The organism is Bacillus cereus, assembly GCF_007678085.1.
GTDB classification, from domain to species: Bacteria; Bacillota; Bacilli; order Bacillales; family Bacillaceae_G; genus Bacillus_A; species Bacillus_A cereus_BE.
On the sequence record NZ_VEDW01000016.1, the window covers coordinates 1 to 5,677 of the forward strand.

Genomic DNA, 5,677 nt, shown 5'->3' on the forward strand with positions numbered 1-5,677 from the left:
CTCGGTAGCTCAGTCGGTAGAGCAGAGGACTGAAAATCCTCGTGTCGGCGGTTCGATTCCGTCCCGAGCCACCATTTATTTTAATAAGATACGCCGGCTTAGCTCAATTGGTAGAGCAACTGACTTGTAATCAGTAGGTTGGGGGTTCAAGTCCTCTAGCCGGCACCATGTAAGTTTCGGAGGGGTAGCGAAGTGGCTAAACGCGGCGGACTGTAAATCCGCTCCTTCGGGTTCGGCAGTTCGAATCTGCCCCCCTCCACCATTTACATAGGGGCATAGTTTAAAGGTAGAACTGAGGTCTCCAAAACCTCCAGTGTGGGTTCGATTCCTACTGCCCCTGCCAAATATATTTACACAACATGGCGGTTGTGGCGAAGTGGTTAACGCACCGGATTGTGGCTCCGGCATTCGTGGGTTCGATTCCCATCAGTCGCCCCATTTTTATTTTAAAAATTACAAATAATCTAATGGATACTTACATATAATTAAGTAAGAAATCGATGGGCTATAGCCAAGCGGTAAGGCAACGGACTTTGACTCCGTCATGCGCTGGTTCGAATCCAGCTAGCCCAGCCATTTTTGCGGAAGTAGTTCAGTGGTAGAATACAACCTTGCCAAGGTTGGGGTCGCGGGTTCGAATCCCGTCTTCCGCTCCAATAAAACTTAATATGGCGGCATAGCCAAGTGGTAAGGCAGAGGTCTGCAAAACCTTTATCACCGGTTCAAATCCGGTTGCCGCCTTTTCTTTTGTGCCGATGTGGCGGAATTGGCAGACGCGCACGACTCAAAATCGTGTTCCTTCGGGAGTGTCGGTTCGACCCCGACCATCGGTATCATGAACGGCGTAACAAAAAATCTCTATACTAATTGTATAGAGATTTTTTGTGTTTTCATTACACGAAAAAATAGGCACAAAAAGTGTGTGGTGAGTAAACTGCGAAACATTAAAAGGATAAAGATGAATGTTTGTCTTTATCCTTTTAATTCCGGTATTCTATACAATATTCTCTTCGAGCACTCTAGAGAGAACTTCTCCACCCTGGTGATATAAAGTTACATTCGACACCACCAGTAGATATTAGTACATTATCAACGGTTAAGTTTGTGATTTTTAAAAACCTCTTTTCAAACTCTTCTCTGTTGTACTTGTGTATAGTTGAGTGGCACGCCTACATTTGTGTTGAAGTACTTAACCAGTCTCCTAATTCCTTTAAGACCATGTGCCTTTTTCTCATTTGAATGTGTCATAATTCTCCCTCATTTCCACTTCAAATTTTTTCCTATTTTATTATACAACAATAGGAAGGAAATGTAGGAATATTATGGAAAATAGTGTCGGCGATATAAAAAGACTCTAACAGAAATGTTAGAACCTTTTTGTTAAATTATACTATGTGCTTCTAAAATTCGTAATAAACGTAGGAATTCATGTATAATATAACTTGTCGATAGAACAAAATGATAGTGATTTATATTATGTCTGTAATATGAATCAAAAATGAACTTTTTATATTTCTTTTAAAAATGTGTTGAATACACATTATATTTCATATTAATATTTTTATGTAGATTTAAAACGGGAAAGAGAGTGGAAAGTATGGGTCGTAAATGGAATAATATTAAAGATAAAAAGGCATCAAAAGATGCAAATACAAGCCGTATATACGCGAAATTTGGACGTGAAATTTATGTGGCAGCAAAACAAGGTGAGCCAGATCCAGAATCAAACCAAGCGCTTAGAGTCGTATTAGAACGTGCGAAAACATACAATGTGCCAAGAACAATTATTGATCGTGCAGTTGAAAAAGCAAAAGGCGGTTCAGAAGAAAATTATGACGAGCTTCGTTATGAAGGATTCGGGCCAAATGGATCTATGGTAATTGTAGATACACTTACAAATAACGTAAACCGTACTGCAGCAGATGTACGAGCTGCATTTAGCAAAAACAGTGGTAACATGGGTGTAAACGGTTCTGTAGCTTACATGTTTGATGCGACAGCTGTTATCGGTCTTGAAGGTAAAACATCAGATGAAGTTCTTGAAATTTTAATGGAAGCAGATGTAGATGCACGTGACATTCTTGAAGAAGAAGATGCTGTTATCGTGTATGCTGAACCGGATCAATTCCATTCTGTACAATCTGCACTTAAAGATGCTGGTGTTGAAGAATTCACAGTTGCAGAATTAACAATGCTTGCACAAAGTGATGTAGAACTTCCTGAAGATGCTCAAGTACAATTTGAAAAAATGGTTGATGCATTAGAAGATCTAGAAGATGTGCAACAAGTTTACCACAACGTAGACTTAGGAGAATAATACGATAGAAGCCCCCTGTTCGTTTAACGGATAGGGGGCTTTTTTTATGAAGTTAATTAAGATGATGAATGAGTAAAGGGATTTTGTTGTAGACAGGGAATATGCTTATAGGGATATGTGAAATATTCATTATTGCTAGGAGGCTTAATATGGAACATAAAACACCAAAGCATATCGTTGCTGTAGCAGGTTATTTAACAAATGAAAAAGGTGAAGTGTTATTAGCTAAAGTACATTGGCGAGCGGATACGTGGGAGTTGCCAGGAGGACAGGTGGAAGAAGGAGAAGCGCTCGATCAAGCAGTTTGCAGGGAAATGTTTGAGGAAACAGGTTTAACTGTGAAGCCGCTTGGAGTTACAGGTGTTTACTATAATGCTTCTATGCATATTTTATCTGTTGTTTTTAAAGTCGCATATGTGAGCGGTGGAATACAAATTCAGCCTGAAGAAATACAAGAGGCTAAATTTGTTGCTTTAAATGAAGAGAACATAGATGAGTATATAACTCGTCCTCATATGAAATCCAGAACGCTTGATGCGATGAGAGCAACACATTTTATTCCGTACGAAACGTGGGAAGTGCAGCCTTATAATTTAATAGCTAGATTATAAAGAAAAGGGTAGCTGGTTTGAGATACAATCAAATCACTACTCTTTTTTGTATACTGTTTAAGAAAAAGGTCAAAATAATAATAGTGCTAGTATTGATTTTGAGAACGTTTGTTCTGTATAATGTATGATATATTGTATACATTTAGATTACTAGATACTTACAAATATATATATTTGTAGATGATATAATGAAAATAGGATGTTTTAATAGAGAAGTATAGGCTTAAGGTATACTCTGTTATTGGTTTAGCATAGTATATATTCAATATTTCAGATGAATAGTAGATAAAAAAAGACTGTGATACAATACTTTTTTACCCCGTTATTTGCCAGACAGCCCGATTGGTGAGGGCTGATTAAGGTTTCACTTTATACCTTACAATGATGTAAGGTACGTGTAAGAGAAATCGATGGGATGTTTTTTTGCAACAAGGTATTCTTAAAGTAAGAGTTATATGCTGTGTGGAAAAGAGGTGTTCAAGATGAAAGAACGAGTATTATCTAGGGTGAACTATCATCAAAAAGTTGCATTAAATCCAATGACTAAATTCTTTTATAAAGCCATTATTTTATTATTATTGTTAAGTTGTACGTTATTATTCGTTGGAAATGTAATGATCGAGCAAAGTGATATTAGTAAATTACATGTACCGGCTAAGTTAGAGGTGCCAGAATCATTAACACATGCATTTATTGCGACAGAAGATAAAAGGTTTTATCATCATAATGGTTTAGATTATATAGCGATTGTCAGAGCGTCTGTTGAGAATATAAAGGCTGGTGGTGTTGTGCAAGGCGGAAGCACAATTACACAGCAGTTATCCAAAAATGCTTTTTTAACAAATGAACGTACATTTTCTCGTAAGTGGAAAGAGATTTTTTATACGAAAAAAATTGAACGCACATTTACGAAGGATGAAATTTTAAAATTGTATGTAAGTAATATTTATTACGGAGAAGGAGCATGGGGAATTGAAAAAGCGGCAAACCTTTACTTTGGTAAAAAAGTAAGCCAATTAACGCTGGCTGAAAGTGCAATGATGGCTGCTGTAGTAAAGGCACCTGCTTATTACTCACCTGCACAAAATTATGATAAGGCCGTAGAGAGACGAAATGTCGTTTTGAGATTGATGGAGAAAGAAGGCTATATCAATCATGATGAGTATGTGCAAGCAGTTAGTGAGAAGTTAGTAATTCGTCATGATATCAAAACAGAGCAGTCGATGTTAAATAACGCGCGTGAAAAAGCAGTAAGCTAAAGGAAGTTCCTACATAGGAGCTTCTTTTTTTGAATAAATTGTGACAAATTGTGACACAATATCGTCACAATTATTGTATTTTTGTAATTTATGTGAGCGTGTTCATTGCGTGACGTATATAAGTGTTGATATTATGTGTATTGTGTACAATGCTGTATACAGAATATGAATTTAAAGAGGAATGTATATGAAATCAAATAAACTCATGGCTCTTGGTGTAGTTTTTTCTATCGCAGTATTGATTGTAATCGGAACGATTGCTTATAGCATCATAAATGACAAAAAAGATAAAGGGAATGAGATGTTTGCTTATTCCACACAACAATCTTTAGGGAAAGATGATGCACCAGTTAAGGTAGTTGAATTTGGAGACTTCAAATGTCCTGCGTGTCGTACTTGGGATGTAACAGTATTACCACGATTAAAAGAAGAGTATATCGATAAAGGTAAAGTGCAGTTATATTTTATTAACTTCCCGTTTATCGGAAAAGACTCTGATTTAGGCGCAGCAGCTGGTGAAGCAATTTATAAACAAGATAAAGATTCATTCTGGACTTTCTATGATGAGATTTATCAAAGTCAAAAGAAAGACACGGAAGAGTGGATTACAGAAGAATTACTTCTTAACATTGTGAAAGAGAAGCTTCCGAAAGTTAATGTAGAACAATTTAAGAAGGATTTACACAGTAAAGAAATAAAAGAAAAAGTACGTAAAGATTCAGATCGTGCTCAAAAATTAAAAGTTCAAGGTGCTCCTTCAGTATACATAAACGGAAATCTTGCAAACCCTGATTTTGATAGTATGAAGAAGGCGATTGATAAAGAATTGAAAAAGTGATGAGCTACTCATCACTTTTTCGACTTTTTTCGATAAAATTCTTGCTTCCGTTTTTTTAACATGCTATACTACTTTACATAAGTTATTCTAATATCTTATATTTATTTCATATTTGCGGGTGTAGTTTAGTGGTAAAACAAGAGCCTTCCAAGCTCTGGTCGAGAGTTCGATTCTCTTCACCCGCTCCAAATTTTATTAAATGTTTTTCTATAAATTGTGATCAACGCAGTGTTTCGTTTCTAAGATAAACGAGGCATTGCGTTTTTTAATGTTTGAAAAACGTAATTGTATGCGAAAATAGAAGTAGAGAATAGTATTCCAAAAGTGAATTGCTAACTAATATAGACGTTACATAAAGGGTGAATTCATCTGAGGAGAAAGAAACAGTAAACAAAAATGTGCGTATATAGTAAAAAGTAATTATGAAACAATATAAACCAAAAGAATTTTCAGAAATGCTTAATGTCTCTGTTAAGACATTACAAAGGTGGGACAATCAAGGTGTTTTACCTGCTTACCGAAACCCAAAAGGAAGAAGATACTATACAGAAGAACAGTATAAGGAATATATGGGGATTCAAGAAGAACTTGTTCAGGATTTAATATCTATCATTCATGTATTTAGCTGTAGAATATATGGGTTGAGAAAATA

At 36.0% G+C, this 5,677-nt stretch carries 5 protein-coding genes, 9 tRNA genes and 1 pseudogene; 14 read left to right on the forward strand and 1 reads right to left on the reverse strand.

All coding sequences use genetic code 11. From position 1 onward, the window contains the following. The first annotated feature begins 92 nt into the window (after window positions 1–92). From FS742_RS26975 to FS742_RS27010, 8 genes are all read left to right on the forward strand, one after another. Window positions 93–168, forward strand: a tRNA-Thr gene (locus tag FS742_RS26975). 10 nt (window positions 169–178) lie between these two features. Next, window positions 179–262: transfer RNA gene (locus FS742_RS26980), tRNA-Tyr, on the forward strand. 7 nt (window positions 263–269) lie between these two features. After that, window positions 270–343, forward strand: a tRNA-Trp gene (locus tag FS742_RS26985). A 19-nt stretch (window positions 344–362) separates the two neighbouring features. Next, a tRNA-His gene (locus FS742_RS26990) sits at window positions 363–438 on the forward strand. Between the two features lie 63 nt (window positions 439–501). Next, window positions 502–576: transfer RNA gene (locus tag FS742_RS26995), tRNA-Gln, on the forward strand. Window positions 577–581: 5 nt separating this feature from the next. Continuing rightward, a tRNA-Gly gene (locus FS742_RS27000) sits at window positions 582–656 on the forward strand. Between the two features lie 14 nt (window positions 657–670). Continuing rightward, window positions 671–741, forward strand: a tRNA-Cys gene (locus FS742_RS27005). A 10-nt stretch (window positions 742–751) separates the two neighbouring features. Then, window positions 752–833: transfer RNA gene (locus tag FS742_RS27010), tRNA-Leu, on the forward strand. 186 nt (window positions 834–1,019) lie between these two features. Here FS742_RS27010 and FS742_RS27015 read toward each other — a convergent pair. After that, a pseudogene (locus FS742_RS27015) lies at window positions 1,020–1,214 on the reverse strand (DUF3884 family protein); the annotation flags it as partial. 383 nt (window positions 1,215–1,597) lie between these two features. Here FS742_RS27015 and FS742_RS27020 point away from each other — a divergent pair. From FS742_RS27020 to FS742_RS27045, 6 genes are all read left to right on the forward strand, one after another. Continuing rightward, window positions 1,598–2,317 (forward strand): YebC/PmpR family DNA-binding transcriptional regulator, encoded by a 720-nt coding sequence (locus FS742_RS27020; RefSeq protein ID WP_000532956.1) that lies wholly within the window; start codon window positions 1,598–1,600, stop codon window positions 2,315–2,317. Between the two features lie 149 nt (window positions 2,318–2,466). After that, on the forward strand, window positions 2,467–2,928 hold the full coding sequence (locus FS742_RS27025; protein ID WP_144616441.1) for an NUDIX hydrolase: 462 nt from the start codon (window positions 2,467–2,469) through the stop codon (window positions 2,926–2,928). A 482-nt stretch (window positions 2,929–3,410) separates the two neighbouring features. Beyond that, a complete protein-coding gene (locus FS742_RS27030; RefSeq protein ID WP_000664703.1) occupies window positions 3,411–4,187 on the forward strand; it encodes a transglycosylase domain-containing protein in 777 nt (258 codons plus the stop codon). Window positions 4,188–4,374: 187 nt separating this feature from the next. Then, a complete protein-coding gene (locus tag FS742_RS27035) occupies window positions 4,375–5,025 on the forward strand; it encodes a DsbA family protein (RefSeq protein ID WP_099005190.1) in 651 nt (216 codons plus the stop codon). A gap of 114 nt (window positions 5,026–5,139) precedes the next feature. Beyond that, a tRNA-Gly gene (locus tag FS742_RS27040) sits at window positions 5,140–5,213 on the forward strand. A 234-nt stretch (window positions 5,214–5,447) separates the two neighbouring features. Further along, window positions 5,448–5,677, forward strand: a 230-nt coding sequence (locus tag FS742_RS27045; RefSeq protein WP_144616443.1) for a MerR family transcriptional regulator, incomplete at its 3' end; no start/stop codon positions are given.

Bases quoted from the DNA above. Each gene is read 5' to 3' on its own strand.
- FS742_RS27020 (WP_000532956.1), top strand. From the start codon at position 1,598: ATGGGTCGTAAATGGAATAATATTAAAGATAAAAAGGCATCAAAAGAT.
- FS742_RS27025 (WP_144616441.1), top strand. From the start codon at position 2,467: ATGGAACATAAAACACCAAAGCATATCGTTGCTGTAGCAGGTTATTTA.
- FS742_RS27030 (WP_000664703.1), top strand. From the start codon at position 3,411: ATGAAAGAACGAGTATTATCTAGGGTGAACTATCATCAAAAAGTTGCA.
- FS742_RS27035 (WP_099005190.1), top strand. From the start codon at position 4,375: ATGAAATCAAATAAACTCATGGCTCTTGGTGTAGTTTTTTCTATCGCA.